General features: G+C 47.5%; 17 protein-coding genes and 1 riboswitch. Of the genes, 10 read left to right on the forward strand and 7 right to left on the reverse strand.

Going from position 1 to position 15,874, the window contains the following annotated elements; all coding sequences use genetic code 11:
* Positions 1-42 precede the first annotated feature (42 nt).
* Positions 43-783: a uracil-DNA glycosylase family protein gene (locus tag N7U64_RS10135; RefSeq protein WP_318929710.1), complete on the reverse strand. Its 741-nt coding sequence runs from the start codon at positions 781-783 to the stop codon at positions 43-45.
* A 163-nt stretch (positions 784-946) separates the two neighbouring features.
* Positions 947-1,276, reverse strand: coding sequence for a heme oxygenase (locus N7U64_RS10140; RefSeq protein WP_290828014.1), 330 nt, complete (start codon positions 1,274-1,276; stop codon positions 947-949).
* 85 nt (positions 1,277-1,361) lie between these two features.
* Here N7U64_RS10140 and N7U64_RS10145 point away from each other — a divergent pair, with 85 nt between their 5' ends.
* From N7U64_RS10145 to N7U64_RS10165, 5 genes are all read left to right on the forward strand, one after another.
* Positions 1,362-1,994 (forward strand): methyltransferase, encoded by a 633-nt coding sequence (locus tag N7U64_RS10145; RefSeq protein ID WP_318929711.1) that lies wholly within the window; start codon positions 1,362-1,364, stop codon positions 1,992-1,994.
* Between the two features lie 40 nt (positions 1,995-2,034).
* Positions 2,035-2,916 carry an ABC transporter ATP-binding protein gene (locus N7U64_RS10150; RefSeq protein WP_318929712.1) on the forward strand — a complete coding sequence of 294 codons (882 nt, stop codon included), beginning with the start codon at positions 2,035-2,037 and terminating at the stop codon, positions 2,914-2,916.
* Positions 2,913-3,719: an ABC transporter permease subunit gene (locus N7U64_RS10155; RefSeq protein WP_318929713.1), complete on the forward strand. Its 807-nt coding sequence runs from the start codon at positions 2,913-2,915 to the stop codon at positions 3,717-3,719. The genes N7U64_RS10150 and N7U64_RS10155 overlap by 4 nt, the downstream gene beginning before the upstream one ends.
* Positions 3,720-3,863: 144 nt before the next feature.
* The gene (gene rlmN, locus N7U64_RS10160) at positions 3,864-4,937 is read left to right on the forward strand and encodes a 23S rRNA (adenine(2503)-C(2))-methyltransferase RlmN (RefSeq protein WP_290828021.1); all 1,074 of its coding nucleotides are present in this window, start codon (positions 3,864-3,866) and stop codon (positions 4,935-4,937) included.
* A gap of 133 nt (positions 4,938-5,070) precedes the next feature.
* Positions 5,071-6,516 (forward strand): DEAD/DEAH box helicase, encoded by a 1,446-nt coding sequence (locus tag N7U64_RS10165; protein WP_012371834.1) that lies wholly within the window; start codon positions 5,071-5,073, stop codon positions 6,514-6,516.
* A 25-nt stretch (positions 6,517-6,541) separates the two neighbouring features.
* Here N7U64_RS10165 and N7U64_RS10170 read toward each other — a convergent pair whose 3' ends face one another.
* From N7U64_RS10170 to N7U64_RS10190, 5 genes are all read right to left on the reverse strand, one after another.
* Positions 6,542-7,861 carry an NAD(P)/FAD-dependent oxidoreductase gene (locus N7U64_RS10170; RefSeq protein ID WP_318929714.1) on the reverse strand — a complete coding sequence of 440 codons (1,320 nt, stop codon included), beginning with the start codon at positions 7,859-7,861 and terminating at the stop codon, positions 6,542-6,544.
* A 75-nt stretch (positions 7,862-7,936) separates the two neighbouring features.
* Positions 7,937-8,572, reverse strand: a complete 636-nt coding sequence (locus N7U64_RS10175; protein WP_318929715.1) for a nitroreductase family protein — start codon at positions 8,570-8,572, stop codon at positions 7,937-7,939.
* Positions 8,573-8,627: 55 nt separating this feature from the next.
* Positions 8,628-9,263, reverse strand: a complete 636-nt coding sequence (locus N7U64_RS10180; protein ID WP_318929716.1) for a nitroreductase family protein — start codon at positions 9,261-9,263, stop codon at positions 8,628-8,630.
* A gap of 15 nt (positions 9,264-9,278) precedes the next feature.
* A complete protein-coding gene (locus tag N7U64_RS10185; RefSeq protein WP_290828028.1) occupies positions 9,279-9,734 on the reverse strand; it encodes a MarR family winged helix-turn-helix transcriptional regulator in 456 nt (151 codons plus the stop codon).
* A gap of 149 nt (positions 9,735-9,883) precedes the next feature.
* Entirely contained in the window at positions 9,884-10,552 is a 669-nt protein-coding gene (locus N7U64_RS10190; RefSeq protein ID WP_318929717.1) for a membrane protein, read from the reverse strand.
* A gap of 150 nt (positions 10,553-10,702) precedes the next feature.
* On the opposite strand from N7U64_RS10190, the gene N7U64_RS10195 reads away from it, so the two are divergent.
* The 5 genes from N7U64_RS10195 (at position 10,703) to N7U64_RS10215 (ending at position 15,833) form a co-directional block, all read left to right on the forward strand.
* A complete protein-coding gene (locus N7U64_RS10195) occupies positions 10,703-11,482 on the forward strand; it encodes a DUF817 domain-containing protein (RefSeq protein ID WP_012371828.1) in 780 nt (259 codons plus the stop codon).
* 91 nt (positions 11,483-11,573) lie between these two features.
* Positions 11,574-12,839 carry a DUF2325 domain-containing protein gene (locus tag N7U64_RS10200; protein WP_318929718.1) on the forward strand — a complete coding sequence of 422 codons (1,266 nt, stop codon included), beginning with the start codon at positions 11,574-11,576 and terminating at the stop codon, positions 12,837-12,839.
* Positions 12,840-12,906: 67 nt separating this feature from the next.
* Entirely contained in the window at positions 12,907-13,545 is a 639-nt protein-coding gene (locus tag N7U64_RS10205) for a DUF975 family protein (RefSeq protein ID WP_214850078.1), read from the forward strand.
* 108 nt (positions 13,546-13,653) lie between these two features.
* A riboswitch (SAM riboswitch) is annotated at positions 13,654-13,759 on the forward strand.
* 71 nt (positions 13,760-13,830) lie between these two features.
* Positions 13,831-14,889 (forward strand): LLM class flavin-dependent oxidoreductase, encoded by a 1,059-nt coding sequence (locus N7U64_RS10210; RefSeq protein WP_318929719.1) that lies wholly within the window; start codon positions 13,831-13,833, stop codon positions 14,887-14,889.
* Entirely contained in the window at positions 14,886-15,833 is a 948-nt protein-coding gene (locus tag N7U64_RS10215; protein WP_318929720.1) for an alpha-L-glutamate ligase, read from the forward strand. The genes N7U64_RS10210 and N7U64_RS10215 overlap by 4 nt, the downstream gene beginning before the upstream one ends.
* Positions 15,834-15,874 lie beyond the last annotated feature (41 nt).

Below are 15,874 nucleotides of genomic sequence, written 5' to 3' on the forward strand. Positions count from 1 at the left end.
CAAAATTTTATCGCATTCCCGAAAAAAAATTAAGGATGTTTGTTAAGTATTGAAGTAAGAATTCAATTGCTTCATCAGATAATCTTTATTTTCTTCAAACTGTCGCTTTCGATGTCCGTTTGCACCGGAAGGATGGGGAAAACCGAACAACACGGTATGTTTTTTGATTCGTCCCTGATGAAGCAATGTCCGGACCGTCGATTCGACGACGCGTCCGAATGGTACGAGAATGACAGGGTGGGGTAACTGATTTAATTCCGCCGCAAAATGCTCATAGGCATAATGTTGCAGGAGCGGTGTCCGGTCAATCTTCGGTTGATGTCCCGTATAATTTTTATCACGGTAAAAAACGGGATGTCTCAGAATCGAAGTCGTGTGTAACAGTTCCTGATTCGTATGAAATAACGTTGCTGTTGAAGGAATCTTCAACAGTCGGTTTAATTCCAGTTCATCGAGCATTGCCGTCAAATTACGGCGCATCGGACCGGCGAAACTGGCACTGTATTTGACGAGCTTTGCCGTTTCTTCAATTGTCGCGCCATGATGAAAAGCATCAGCCGCTTCTTCATAAGCGATTCGCATCTGTTCGAAACCGGGAGTAATCCCGATGAAAACGACTTTTGCGGAAGCGTTGATATATTCACCGATCGGGGAGTAATAAACGGATAAATCCTGTTCCTGCTGTAATAAAAAACTGTCCACACATAAATCTTGGCGGGTCAGTGGTCGATCAATCGGCAAAGCTCGAATGGCCTGTTCAAAAATGGATAATGAATTTAGCATGATAAGTCCTCTCTCTTTCTGTATTGGACTTATGATAACAAATAATGGTATTACATACAATTTAAACCCATATCAATATAGTAAGGGGTTACGCGGGCAAGAGATGAAAAACAGCTTTGTCTCCAAAAAGAAATAGGAGACAAAGCTGTTTTAGAATGAAGTATTAAGAAGTCCGTTCTTTGACAGAAGCGACTTCAGAGATGATGATTTGACTGCCGAGCATTGGTGATTCTTCCTGTTTCCCGTCCGTTGGTTCCGGACGTTTATGGGAAGCTTTGAAGTCATCACTGTTGCGCCAGGCTTCAAAATGCTTCATGTCTTCCCAGTACATGTTGACGTTCATTTCATCATGTTCTTCGAGTCCTTGCGTCAAGAGTACTTCAACACGAACAAATCCTTCCATCGTATCGAGACCGCTTGGACGGGTGAAGCGTGGTGCCATTGCGGCGGCCATTCCTTTTTTGACTTTAATCCGATTCGTAACGACGATCATTGGATTATCCCCCTTATAGAATGAAATGTGTACATTCATAGTATAGTACGATGAAACCAACAATGCTTGAAAGAAGGAATCGAACATGAATGAAAAAGAGTACGAAGAACGGTTGCGTATCGAGACGATTGATGTGCAGCATCTTTACAATGCGTTCAGCCATTATAACCGGTACGAACCGACGCCTTATGCAGCGCTGGAAGAGTTGTGTGCCGTCTATCCTTTCGATGACACGGACACAGTCATTGATTTCGGCTGTGGAAAAGGACGGCTGAACTTTTATCTGCATGACCGGTTTGATTGCTCCGTCATCGGTGTCGAGATGAACGGACAGTTTTATGAAGACGCTTTGAGGAATCAAGCGGCTTATATGAAAAAAATGAAGCGACGTCAAGGCAGCATTCGTTTTGAACATACGTATGCGGAAAACTATCCGATTCCGGATGACGTGACGAAATGTTACTTCTTTAATCCGTTTTCCGTTCAAATCTTCATGAAGGTCGTTGATCAGATCTTGGCATCCGTTGAAAGGCGTCCCCGCCCGCTGGATTTGATTTTGTATTATCCGGCGGACGAATACCGGTATTATCTCGAACATCAGACGATTTTCGAACAGGTGGAAGAAGTCCGTCTGAAAGAACTTTTTGAAAAAAATCACGACGAACGATTCGTGATTTATCGGGTGGATTTGTCCCAAGAAGTACCAAAACGGGTATAAGGTACTAACAGCAACCACCCCATAAAGTGAGGCGATTCGGATGATTCATTTACAACACGTGACGAAAGAATTTGCGCCGAAACGAGGTTTATTTGATGTCAGCTTTACGGTTGAACCGGGCATGGTGTTCGGTTTTATCGGACCAAACGGTGCCGGGAAATCAACGGCGATCCGACAATTGATGGGATTGATTCAAGCAGACTCCGGTCATGCGACGATCGGTGGATACGACTGTTGGAAGCAATCTCAGGAAGTAAAACGAATCGTCGGTTATTTACCGGGGGAGATTAATCTGCCCGGTGATTTTACGGGTGAACAGATTCTGCATTTAATGCAACAACTCCATCAAAGTAAACCGGAACGTCAGTCAGAGTTACTCGAGCAGTTTCCTTTTGAAACGAAAACCAAGATTCGGAAGATGTCGAAAGGGATGAAGCAAAAGTTGGCATTGGTCGGCTGTTTCATGAAGGATGCTCCCGTTTATCTGCTCGATGAACCGACGAGCGGACTTGATCCGTTGATGCAGGAACGCTTTTTAAGTCTGGTCGACAAGGAACGACAACGCGGAAAAGCGATTTTAATGAGTTCACACCATTTTCCGGAGATGGAAAAATCGTGTGACCGGGCAGCGCTGATTAAAGAAGGGCGGATCATCATCGAAGCAGACATTCATGAGTTGGTCCGGTCGAGCCGAAAACAGTACACGATTGAATTTGGGATCGAGGCACATGCTGAACAGTTTGCGCTTCAGATCGGAAGTCAACGGTTTCAGAATCATGTTTCCTTTTTTACGGGCAACGAACGGACATTAAATCAAATCATTCGTCTGTTAACCGAATACGATGTCCAGGCGATTCAAACTTCAGCAGATGATTTAGAACACGTCTTCTTACATTATTATAGTGAGGAGGAACCATCATGATGACGATCGTTTGGTCTTTACTCAAGCATAACGGGAAACCGATCACAGCCTATGCGGTCGGGACAAGCCTGTATCTCTTGATGCTTGCTGCACTTTACCCGTCAATGATGAAGACTGGGTTACTCGAAGCGAAACTACAGGCACTGCCGCCGGAAGTCTTGAAAGCTTTCCAGTACGATAAGATCACCGGTTTTGATAATGTGCTTGATTTACTGGGCGGCAATTATTACGGGCTGATTTTTCAAATCATCGCGTCTTTATTTTTATTGTCACTTGCTGCGCGTTTGCTGGCACGGCCGATTGATAACGGTGAACTGATTTTATATCTGGCAGCGCCGATTACGCGTCATCAATATACGGCATCAGCGATGATTGTCATGTTTCTTGCCAGTACATGTCTTGTAGTATGTAATACGTTCGTTTTACTGATGGCCGACTGGTTTGTTTCCGGAGTTTCGATTGACGGGATGACGCTCGTCCGCTTTCAAGTAAACGCGCTATTCTTGCTGTATGCCATCGGTGGATTTACCTTATGCATTGCGACCCTGTTTGATGATGAACGACGCGCCTTTTCGATTGCCGGCGGTGTGCTTGTGCTGTCGATCGTCCTGACGATCGGATCCGGTCTCAGTGAAAAAACGGAATGGATGCGTTACGGATCGATTTTCAGTTTGTTCAACACACAACAACTATTGGAAGGGACCCACCACTTCTTTTTGCATCTCCTGCTGTTGGCGACTATCAGTTTCTTATTCCATCTCGGTGCCTTTGTCAGTTTCCGGAAGCGCAGTTTGTCGATTTGACACAACCGGACCGGAAAACAAGCCAAAGTGAACGTGAAAATTTACAGAAAGTGAACATTTAGGATTTGAACGTTGCGTAAGCGGCTGATTTTTACTAAGATAAAGGAATGTTATAGTTCTGGAAAAAGAAATGAGGTCTCACTAATGAATAAACCATCCATTTATGGATTAACACTTGAGCAGATGACTGAATGGTTATCGCATCAAGGTCACAAACCGTTCCGAGCAAAACAAGTCTGGGATTGGTTGTATCGTAAACGTGTCACTACTTTCGCAGAAATGACGAATGTCAACAAGGATTGCCTTGAGTTGTTAGATCAGAGTTTTGCGATTAATTCAATGACGCAAGCCGTTAAACAAGAATCAGCAGACGGAACGATCAAGTTCCTCTTCAAATTATATGACGGCAGCCTGATCGAAACGGTTCTGATGCGTCATAAGTACGGTCTGTCTGTCTGTGTCACGACGCAAGTCGGCTGTAACATCGGCTGTAGCTTCTGCGCAAGTGGCTTGATTAAGAAGAGCCGTGATCTCTCGGCCGGAGAAATCGTCGAGCAAATCATGAACGTTCAGCATCACCTCGATGCTGTCGGTAAAGAAGAGCGTGTCAGCCACGTCGTCGTCATGGGTATCGGTGAGCCGTTTGATAACTTTGACAACATGGTCGATTTCCTGAACGTCATCAAGGATCACAACGGTCTTGCAATCGGTGCGCGTCACATCACGGTATCGACAAGTGGACTCGCAGATAAAATCTACAAATTCGCAGATTTAAAACTTCAAGTTAACCTGGCGATTTCGTTACACGCGCCAAACAACGAACTCCGGACACAAATCATGAAAATCAACCGTGCCATTCCGCTCGAGAAATTGATGCCTGCCATCGATTACTACGTTAAGACGACGAACCGGAAAATCACGATCGAGTACATCCTTTTACGTGGTGTCAACGACCAGAAAGCCCAAGCGATCGAGCTTGCGAAATTGTTCGAAGACAAACGTCATTTGACGTATGTCAACTTAATTCCGTATAACCCGGTCGACGAGCACGGTCAATACCAACGCAGTACGTCAGAAGATATTTCAACGTTCTACGATACGTTGAAAAAGAACGGTCTCAACTGTGGTGTCCGTCTTGAGCACGGTACGGATATCGATGCTGCATGTGGTCAGCTCCGCAGTAAACAAATCAAAAAAGATACAGTCGCAGCAAAATAAGCAAGTGGAGCTTCCTGTCACTCTGACGGGAAGCTCTTTTGACGTCCTGCTGAAAGTAGCGCATAATGAGAGGTCACGTCTGATCCATTCATCGAACCAACACATAAACTATAAAAACAAATGAGGTATTCTTATGTCCAAAAAACCATTTACTGATTTTCAACTCAGTACACCGATTCTAGAAGCAATCGAACAGCTCGGTTATCATACACCGACCGATGTCCAGCAAGCCGTCATCCCGGTCGCCTTGTCGGAAAAAGACATCATCGTCAAATCACGGACCGGCAGCGGGAAGACGGCATCGTTCGGAATTCCCCTTTGCGAACTCGTCGAGTGGGAAGAAAACAAGCCGCAGGCCTTGATTTTGACGCCGACGCGCGAGCTGGCCCTGCAAGTCACGGAAGATGTCATGAACATCGGCCGTTATAAACGGATTAAAGCAACGGCCGTCTTCGGGAAACAACCGTTCCGCGGACAGGTCGCAGAACTGAAACAGAAGACACACATCGTCGTCGGAACGCCGGGACGAGTGCTTGATCACTTGGAGCGGGGCACGTTATCGCTTGAAAAAGTGAAGTACCTTGTCCTTGACGAGGCGGACGAAATGCTGAACATGGGCTTCCTCGATCAAGTCGATACGATTTTAAAACAATTACCGAAACAACGGACGACGATGCTGTTCTCAGCGACGTTCCCGCAAGACATCCATCAGTTGAGTGACCGTTACATGCAGTCACCGAAACAAGTCGAAATCACGACGAAGGCAACGGAAATCGCAGAAATCGAACACAGCTATATCAAGGTCACGGATAAAACGAAGTTTGCCGTTCTCAAAGACGTTACCGTCGTTGAAAACCCGGACCGGTGCATGATTTTCTGCCGGACAAAAGAACATGTTGATTTCGTCGCCCAAGGACTGGCATCGATGGATTATCCGGTCGAAAAAATTCACGGTGGAATGGAACAGGACGAGCGTCTCGCCGTCATGAAGGCCTTCCGGGCCGGTGAGTTCCGTTACCTCGTCGCAACAGACGTCGCAGCCCGCGGGATTGATATTGAAAACATCACACACGTCATCCAGTACGATATGCCGGTTGAAAAAGAAAGTTACGTCCACCGGACAGGCCGGACGGGACGTGCCGGAGCACTCGGAAAAGCCATCAGCTTAGTGACGGAGTCGGATATGCGTCGTCTCCGTGAAGTCGAACAGTACCGCGGTGAGGCCATTGAAAGACGCCAAGCACCGACTGAGCGGGAATTGATCCGGACAGCGGATGCGTTTGAAGAGAAAATCACGACAGCTGATGTCCGGGCTTCCAAAACGGAGCAGCTCAACGCCGATATCATGAAACTGTACTTTAACGGCGGCAAGAAAAAGAAACTGCGTGCCGTTGATTTCGTCGGAACGATTGCGAAAATCGAAGGGATGACTGCGCAGGATATCGGAATCATCACGATTCAGGATACGGTCACGTACGTGGAAATCCTGAACGGAAAAGGTCCGCTCGTCCTGCGGGCGATGAAGACAACAAAAGTTAAAGGCAAACAGCTGAAAGTATACGAAGCGTTTAAAAAATAAGCGCAAGCAGCCGTCTTAAGAGATCTTATTCTCTTAAGACGGCTGTTTTTTGTGTCAGGTGTTGTCCGAGATAAAGTCCGCTCGCAGCTGCTTGCGACAATGAGTGGGTCACGCCGGAGCAATCGCCGATTGCATAGAGCCCATTGGTATCTGTTTCGAAGACTCGGGACGTCGACAGCACCGGGGCATAAAACTTTCCGTCCATCCCGTACAGCAGCGTATCGGGAGAAAGCGGTGTTTCGAGAAGGAGCTCGAGCCGATTGAGGAATTCCAACAGAACGGTAATATCGGTTTCCGGTACTTCCTCCATCAGGTGGCCGGCAGTCGCTTCCAAAGTCGGTCTGATTTTGTTTTCGGCAAGATCAGTTGAGGAAGTAGGACAGGCTGCACGCAAATCACCGAGTCGTTGCACGACAATCCGGTCTGTTCCCTGATTGATCCGTCCGATGACGGAAGCAGCAAACTGATTTGCTTCTGCAAGTGTTGCAAAATAACGGGGTAAAAACAGTGTAAAGTTCAAGTTGGTCGTTCCGGACGCTTGTTCCCGGAAATTCTGACCGTCCGGCATGACAAGACCTTCCTGATGTTTGCGGATGATTCGTCCTTTTGGATTCATGCAGTACGTGACTGCCGTTCCGGCGGTTGAGGGATAGGCGAGCTTCGTTTCAAACGTGTCCTGTAACAGCGTCCGGAAGGCGGTTTCCTCCAGCTCGATCCGAATCCCGAGATCAAGGCGTGTTTTGTCTTGAGTGAGTCCAAGCATCCGCAGTTGCGTCTGCATCCAGTCAGTACCGGAACGTCCGGTTGCGAACACAACACGCTGACTTAAAAACGTTTCGCGGGCCGTTGTAAGCTGAAATCCATCTGATTGTTTTTCAATCCGTTCAATGAGCGTCTCGTAACGAAAGGTGACCTGCTTCTGAAGGGCGGCTTCAAAGCGCTGTAAGACACGTTCCGATAAGCCGGTCCCGAGGTGACGGACCGTCGTTTCAATCGTATCAAGACCGACAGCGCGTGCCCGGGCTGCGAGCTCAGGATTGGAGGTCGAATAGGTATCGACCTCATTCGCGCCGTAACGGCAAAGGATATCATCCACTTGTTGCATCAGACGAAGCGTCGTCTCTGTTCCCAGCTTCTCAGCGAGTTCACCACCGAATCCGGCAGAATAGTTGTATTTTCCTTCCGATTTTCCGAGCCCGCCAAAGCCGAGATAGGCTTCCTTTGTTGTCCGTTGTTCAAGCGACTTTCCGGCGTCAATCAACAGGACCGTCTGACCTTGTGCCATCAGTTCGTGTGCCAGAAAGATTCCGGCGACACCGGCACCGATAATCGTCACATCATACATCGTTGGATCAGCTCCTTTTTGTCAGTATACAAAAAAACCGGATTCCTGAAGTAGGAATCCGGAGCTTTCAAACGATTATTTCCAGTCTGCGATGTCGTTGATCGGCAGACGAACAGATGGGTACCCGGCGTCAACTGCTTTTCCGATTGAAAGGAGCATGACAGGAAGGTAACGGTCTTTATCCATACCGAAAGCTTCAGCGATTTGATCTTTTTCGTAGCCGCCGATCGGGTTTGTATCGTAACCGTGTGCACGGGCGACGAGCATCAATTGCATCGAGACGAGACCTGAGTCGATCAGGATGCTGTCACGAAGCGTATCTGTATCTTCCGGGCTGTAGAAACCTTTGATGGCAGGTACTTGGCGATCGCGGACTTCTTGCGGCATTAAGCCTTTTTCAACAGCCATGTCGTAGATTGTTTCGATGCTATCGACAGCATTCATGTCTCCGAAGACAGCGATGACAGCAGATGATGTCTCGACTTGCACTTGGTTGAATTTAGCGAGTGGAGCAAGCGTCGCTTTTCCTTCTGCACTGTCGATGACGAGGAAACGCCACGGTTGCATGTTGACAGAAGATGGAGCGAGTGTTGCTTCTTCAAGAATTTGTGTCATTTCTTCTTTTGAGATTTTAACGTTTGTGTCATAGTTGCGGATCGAGCGGCGTCCTTTAACGATTTCCATAAAGTCTGTAGTTGTTTGAGTTGTCATAGTAATAATCTCCCTTTTCTTTGTTCTCTATTTTTTGGATGGATACGGGTACTGCTTATTTCCAGTCTGCGATATCGTTGATTGGCAGACGAACTGACGGATAACCAGCGTCGACGGCTTTCCCAATTGAAAGAAGCATAACCGGTACGTAACGATTTTTTTCCATGCCGAACGCTTCAGCGATTTGGTCTTTTTCATAACCGCCAATCGGATTTGTATCGTAACCGTGTGCACGGGCAACGAGCATCAATTGCATCGAGACGAGACCTGAGTCGATCAAAATGCTGTCTTTCAGTGCACTTGCCGGTACATTTTCATACATTCCTTGAATGGCAGGTACTTGACGATCGCGGACTTCTTGCGGCATCAGTCCTTTTTCAACGGCTGTATCATAGATGTTTTCAAGTTGATCGATTGCTTTCATGTCACCAAAGACAGCGATGACAGCAGATGATGTCTCGACTTGTACCTGGTTGAATTTAGCGAGCGGGGCGAGTGTTGCTTTTCCTTCTTCGCTGTCGATGACGAGGAAACGCCACGGTTGCATGTTGACAGAAGACGGAGCAAGCGTCGCTTCTTCAAGAATTTGTGTCATTTCTTCTTTTGAGATTTTGACGTTTGTGTCGTAGTTGCGGATCGAGCGGCGTCCTTTAACGATTTCCATGAAGTCAGTTGCAGTTTGTGTAGTCATTTGAAAGTCTCCTTTTTAATTAACAGTTGTTTTAGGTAAGGTAAGGGCATTTGTTTCAATGCGTTGAATCATTTGTGCCAGCTGGTGCTGTTCGTCTGCCGTGAATCCTTCAAGCAGTTGTTCGAGGAATTCATCTTTTTGCTGACGTAACCGGGTGATTCGTGTAGCGCCTTCTGCCGTCAACGAAACGAGAATGACACGGTTATCGGTTGCGGAACGGACACGTTCAATCATGCCCTTCGTTTCCAGGTGTTTTAAATGTCGTGTCACGGCTGCATTATCAACATTGACGCGTTGTTGCAACTCTTTTTGACTGATGGTCGTGTCGACCTCGAGTTGCGCTAATAAGTCCATCCGGGTTTGGCTGAAGCCGTCCGTACAGAGATCGAATTTTTGAGCAATCGTCTTATTAACGGAGACGAGTGCATAAATCAGTCGTCCTTTTTCAGTACAGGAAATACTCAAGTTCATCACATCCTTCCCTTCGTTCGAAAAATCCTTGACGTATCAAAGATTGATATGTAAACGAATATAACGTGTCTGCTTTCATGCCGCAACTAATATGCTTCATCCACAAAAAAAGATACCATTTCAGGTGAAATGGTATCGAGTCAGACGACTTAACTAATTTTTTGTTGCTTGCGGGGAATCGTACCGGCATCAATCGCTGCAATCATCCGGCGGAAATGCCCTAACCAAAACTGCAGGAACGGACCAATCAGGAAAATCGATAAAATCGTTCCGAAGAACACGGGTCCCCCGAGCAACCAACCGATCCCGCAAGCGGTGATTTCCATGAACGTCCGCATCATCCGGATGGATGTACCGAACCGCTCGGCGAGCGTCAGGGTCAGTCCGTCCCGCGGTCCGGCTCCGTAGCCGACAGCGACGTACAGTCCCGCGCCCATCCCGATGATGAAGATGCCGGCAATCAGCCATAGTGTATTCTGCCAAAGCGAGGAGAAAGAGGGCAGGAGGCCTGAACCGAGAACGAGATTCATGAACACGCCGACAAAAATCGCGTTGACGAGTGTGCCGACCTGCGGTGTAATCCGGTCGAGCAAGTATTTGACGAACACCAACAACAGCCCGACGAGAAGAATAATCGTGCCGACGGAAAACGGCGTTTTATTTTGCAGACCGAGATGCAGAACATCCCAAGTCGAGACGCCGAGTTGTGCCGTGATCATCATCGATGAACCGACAGCGAGTAAAAAAAGACCGAATAAAAATAATGCCCATTTCAGAACGGAACGGAACAGCCAAGACGTTTGAATGATCTGCTTCATGGATGGGAGACACCTCGCTTCAAAATAAAATTGATTCATTAACTGTACCATGTTTGAGGAAAGAAACTAAAGCGAATCCGATATTTTCCATCTTGAGATGGAGGGAATCCGTTCTTCTGATCCGTATACTAATAAAAAGGAGGTCCGTCCATGCAAAAAATCCGCCATTTTTTTCGTTTTACATATCTTGAGGCCATCTGTTGTGTGTTTCCGGTCGCGATTTTCCTGGCACTTGCTGCATCCCGTTATCTGCCGGCGGAACCGATTGCCCGTTACGATTTGCTATTGATCTGGTGCCTCATCGTTCAAATCGTCTTACTCGTCACGCGTTATGAAACGAAAGAAGAGTTTAAGCTGATTTTGATTTTTCATGTGATCGGACTCGGACTGGAGTTATTCAAAGTCCAATTCGGATCCTGGAGTTATCCGGAAGATGCTTTCAGTAAGGTGTTGGGTGTGCCGCTTTATGCCGGTTTCATGTACGCGAGCGTCGCCAGTTACATCTGTCAGGCCTTCCGCCGGTTTGATCTCCGCATCACACAGTTTCCCCGGCCTCTGTTTGCTCTAGCGACCGGTCTGCTCGTGTACGCGAATTTTTTTACCCATCATTGGTTGTTTGATTTCCGGTGGATTTTGATGGGACTTGTCGCGCTTGTCTTTTATAAGTCCTGGGTCTATTTCCGTCTGGATGAAACGGTTTACCGAATGCCGCTCACCCTCTCGTTTGGCTTGATTGCCTGGTTCATCTGGCTGGCGGAAAACATCGTGACCTTTTTTAAGGGATGGGTGTATCCGAATCAGCAGGATGGATGGGAGCTGGTCGACTTCGGGAAGTTATCGTCCTGGTTTTTACTTGTCATCATCACGATTCTGATTGTTTCCGTCGAAAAATACCGGCTCGGTGATCCGTCAATCGAAATAAAATCCTGACCATATCCAAAAAATAACCTGGTACTTTTTTTGAGCAACCTAACCGACAGCCCCTTGCTATATTGGAAAAAAAGCAAAGGGGTTGTCGAAGATGATGCAACAAATCGTAGAACAGGCGAAGACGTTAGTCGCCGGTAAAATGAAAGTAGTCGAAACGGTGGAAGAATGGGACTTACTGCTCGAGGAAATCCGGGGAATCGATGAATGGGTGCAGATGTCGCGTTACTATACACCCTCCGCAAAACCGGACATCGCGTGGAGCGAACCAGAAGAAGAGGTCACATTCGAACAATCTGTCATTCCTCCTGCACAGATCAATCTTGTCATCGAACAACGTTACGCCTATACGTTTGTGCGTGAATTAAAAGGTGGTTCTTTACGGGAATGGCCGAACAGTCATATCTCGGAAACAGAAATCCGGCAATGGAACCTTGAACATGGAATGGAAATCCGTGTCCAAGTCGTACATCAGGACTCCCGCCGGACGACACTTGAAGTGATGGCTGTTGTCGCGACTGACCGGATGAAGCCACTGTCTGAACGAATCGTTTTTGAAAAATGTATCGTTAAAAATCATGGCATCATTGAATCGACGGTCGAAGGACCATTAAAGGATGAGACGGGTAAGTCCTTTTATTACGCCACACCGGTTGAAGACATGCGATTCTTCCATCTGAAAGAAGGACAGCTCGTCGATCTCGTCATGTGGAAAGGTCGTCCGGAAACACTGACGATTGCTTGGAAGTATCCGTTCCAATATGAAGAACCGACGGTACAACTGTTAGAAACGTCGAACAGTCCAACCACATCAGGACCTTCGTCAGTTGAACCGACTCACGGATCAGCCGTCAAAAAATCGGAACGCTATCTGAAACAAATGAAACGCAAGTCGAAAGTCAAACAGGAACGGAAGACACGCCGAATTCGTGAAAAGAAATCCGAACCGTTGACACCGCTTGTGACGACGTCGCTACCGGGACAACCGATTGACTTCGTTGATAAGGAACCACTCGATTTTGCATCGTTCGAAGGCATGCGGCTCGTCATTGTCGGAAATGAACAGCAAGCTCCGGTCTACCGGACGTTTTTCGAAAAAACTGGAATCGAACTGATTCATCTGTCGGGTGATGCTCAATCTGCGAAGAAAATCGCCGGTCTTGCCAAAAAGACCGATGCCATCGTCGTCGTCACAAGCCGGGTATCTCATGCGGCTTCTGCACACGTCATCGCCCAGGCGAAAAAACATGACATCCCCTTTGCGATGGAACGGCTGGATGGGCGGCGTTCTTTGTATACGGCATGCCAGCGCCAACTTGAAAAAGCCCGCTTAAATCAGTTGAAAACAGGAAAATCCTGAAAAAAGATGAAACTCCTCTCCTAATTAGCCGTAAATAGAGATAGAACTTATTTTGAGGAGGATCTTCATGATTAAAGAATTAAAATTATCCGCCCGTGAAGCGCTCAGTGGTCGCTGGGTCTTCATGGCACTTATGTTTTTACTGTTTCTCATCATTCAAGGTATTCCAACGATGTTTTCTTCTGATGCGAATGAAGATATCCAAGCCATTGATTTGATCGGTTTCTTACTGAATATTCTTTTGCTACCCCTAGCAATTGGCTGGACATGGCTTGCGATGTCTGTCGCCCGGAAAGAACAGGCGAAAATCGTTGATTTGTTTGAGCCGTACAAAATCTTCTTAAAAGCAGTCGGTCTTTCGATTGTTCAAAGTATTTTTCTTGGTTTATGGTTCTTACTACTGATCATCCCGGGAATCATCAAGTCATTTTCATACCTCTTGACGTTCTACATTTTACGCGATGAGCCGTCAATCGGTATTTTGGACGCCATTACACGTTCGCGACAAATGATGGATGGACATAAGATGGAAGCCTTCATGCTTGTTCTTTCATTCATCGGCTGGTTCCTGCTTGGTTTAATTACAATCGGAATCGCCTTCTTATGGGTCGGACCTTATTTCAGCGTCACGCTTGCGAAATTCTACGACCGAATCCGCGGAGAAGAAGCACCTGGTGAACAATCAACGTTTGTAGCACCATATTAATGGGAGAAGAGGATGAGAGCCAAGCTCTCGTCCTTTTTTAATTCCGATTGGAAAACAAGGTTTAATGGTTGCTTTACTCTGCTAAAAAGTGTACGATAATTCCAATAATTCTTATCAAGAGAAGTCGAGGGAACGGCCCGAAGACACTTCAGCAACCCCGCGCGTAGCGGAAGGTGCTACTTCCTAAAAGGAATTTTTCCTTTGAAGATAAGAGCAGACATGATCAATCCGTCGCTCTTTTCGATTTTCGAGAAGAGCGATTTTTTTATAAGGGGGACATAACGGATGGAGTATGGATTTTGGTTACCGATTTTTGGCGGATGGTTACGAAATGTTGAAGACGAACAGATGCCGGCGACGTTCGACTATGCGAAACAGGTCGCGCAAACGGCAGAACGAATCGGGTTTTCGACGACACTAATTGCGGAATTAAACTTAAATGACATCAAAGGGCTTGAAGCACCAAGTCTCGAAGCCTGGACGACAGCAGCGGCGATTGCCGCAACAACGGAGCGTCTCGAAATCATGACAGCCGTCCGTCCGGGATTCCATAATCCGGCGACGACCGCGAAGATGGCGGCGAACATCGATCAGCTCAGCAACGGACGGTTTACGCTAAACGTCGTCTCGGCTTGGTGGGAAGAAGAAGCCCGGCAGTACAACGGTATCTTCACGGCTCACGACGAACGTTACGCCCGGACGGAAGAGTTTGTCACGATCATGAAAGGATTATGGGCAGACGCTTCCCCGTACAGCTTCGACGGTAACTACTATACGCTTGAGAAGACACAACTACATCCAAAACCGGCGCAACGCCCGGGCATCAAATTGTATGCAGGTGGAGAAAGTGAAGCCGGCAAGCAAACCATCGTCAACCACTGTGATGCCTATGTCATGCACGGCGGAACGGTCGAAGAAGTGTCCGTCAAGATTGAAGACATGAAAAAACGCCGCCATGCGACGGGACAGGCACCACTTGAAAGTTTTGGACTGGCAGCTTATATCATCTGCCGGGATACGGAAGAAGAAGCGGTGCGCGAGTGGCAACGGATTACGGATGTGAAGGAAGACAGTGCCGGATACGCCGGTTATGACGACTTCGTCAGTAAATCGCAACTCGAACAACAGGTGAAGCGGAATGACTATTCGGTCTCAAACCGCGGACTCCGTCCCGATTTAATCGGAACACCGGAACAGATTGCCGAACGGATTCTTGCGTTTGAAGAAGTCGGCGTCACCCTGTTGCTCCTGCAATTCTCACCGCAACTGGAAGAAATGGAACGCTTCGCGCGCGACGTCATGCCGCTCGTCGAAGAAAAACGAAAGGTAGGTCAAATCAAATGACAAAAATTCATATCTTACACGAAAATCAGGAATGGACGGATCATCTGATCAAACGACTGGAGGAACTGGAACTGCCGTATGAACAATGGCACCTCGACGAAGGGCAGGTTCCGCTTGATGAAGTGCCGCCGGAAGGTGTCTTTTACAGCCGGATGAGTGCATCGTCGCATACCCGCGGTCACCGTTATGCACCGGAACTGACGGAAGGGGTCCTGGCATGGCTCGAAGAACATGACCGGACCGTCTTCAACGGAACACGTGCCCTGCGTCTTGAAGTCAGTAAAATCAATCAGTATACGGCACTTCGCAAAGCCGGAATCCGGGTGCCGAAAACGACGGCTGCCGTCGGACGCGATCAAATCGTCGAAGCGGCGAAAAATATCGGGGTGTCTTCGTTCATCACCAAACACAACCGCGCCGGAAAAGGGCTTGGTGTCCAGTTGTTCCATTCGATTGAGGCACTTGAGACGTATCTTGACGGTCCGACGTTTGATGAGCCGGTCGACGGTATCACATTGATCCAGGAATATATTCAGGCACCGGAGCCGTATATTACACGCTGTGAATTCGTCGGCGGGAAGTTTGTCTACGCGGTCCAAGTCGATACGTCGGAAGGATTCGAATTGTGCCCGGCAGATGCGTGTGTCATTGACGACCTGTTCTGCCCGGTTGGGGAAGAAGCACCACAAACACCGATGAAGTTTAAAGTCGTCGACGGATTTGATGATCCGATCATTCAAAAGTATGAAGCATTTCTGCAGGCGAACCAGATTGCGGTCGCCGGGATTGAGTTCATCAAGGATGCGGACGGGACGATTTACACGTATGACGTCAATACGAACACGAACTACAACTCGGATGCAGAAGCGGCGGCCGGTAAGTTCGGTATGCTCGAACTGGCGAAGTTTCTCGGTGCGGCACTGGAACGTCAAACGGTAAAATGATTCGCAAAAACCGATTAAAATAAGCCAAATACCCTGTATGG

This window comes from Exiguobacterium sp. K1, from assembly GCF_033721435.1.
GTDB lineage: Bacteria > Bacillota > Bacilli > Exiguobacteriales > Exiguobacteriaceae > Exiguobacterium_A > Exiguobacterium_A artemiae.